This window comes from Streptomyces sp. P9(2023), from assembly GCF_032436795.1.
Classification (GTDB): Bacteria; Actinomycetota; Actinomycetes; order Streptomycetales; family Streptomycetaceae; genus Streptomyces.
In genome coordinates, this window is sequence record NZ_JAUPWM010000174.1 from 1 (window position 1) to 430 (window position 430).

1 protein-coding gene is annotated in these 430 nt (G+C 70.9%); it reads right to left on the minus strand.

Annotation, left to right across the window (positions count from 1 at the left end; genetic code table 11):
• Positions 1–87: 87 nt before the first annotated feature.
• Positions 88–430: site-specific integrase (locus tag Q5762_RS37225; RefSeq protein WP_315896736.1), on the minus strand; the 343-nt coding region annotated here is incomplete at its 5' end.

Sequence of the window (430 nt, forward strand, 5' to 3'; positions counted from 1 at the left end):
GGAACTATGGGTGACGCGCCGGACGCTCGCAGACCGACTAGGGGCGCTGACTGAGGCCGAGCGCGCCCACATCGTGGCGAAACTGGCCTAGCCCTCCAGCTCACCCATGCGCTCGGCAACGGCCCGGTCTCGGTCGTCGGAGGCCACCTGATACAGCATCGCCATGCGGGGTGTGGTGTGCCCGAGGCGTGCCATGAGCTCGCGGACGGTCGCGCCGGACTGTGCTGCCAGTGTCGCGCCCGTCTTGCGGAGGTCGTGGACACTCATGTCGGGGTGTCCGCAGGCGACCGCGCCCTTGTGGTGGGCGCGCCACATCGCGCCGTCGGTGAGCGGGTCACCGGCGGCGGTGGCGAACAGCAGGCGGTCGCGGTCGCCGGGATGGTCTGCGTCCCACGTCTGGAGCCACTGTGCGATGCCGGTGGCGAGCCAT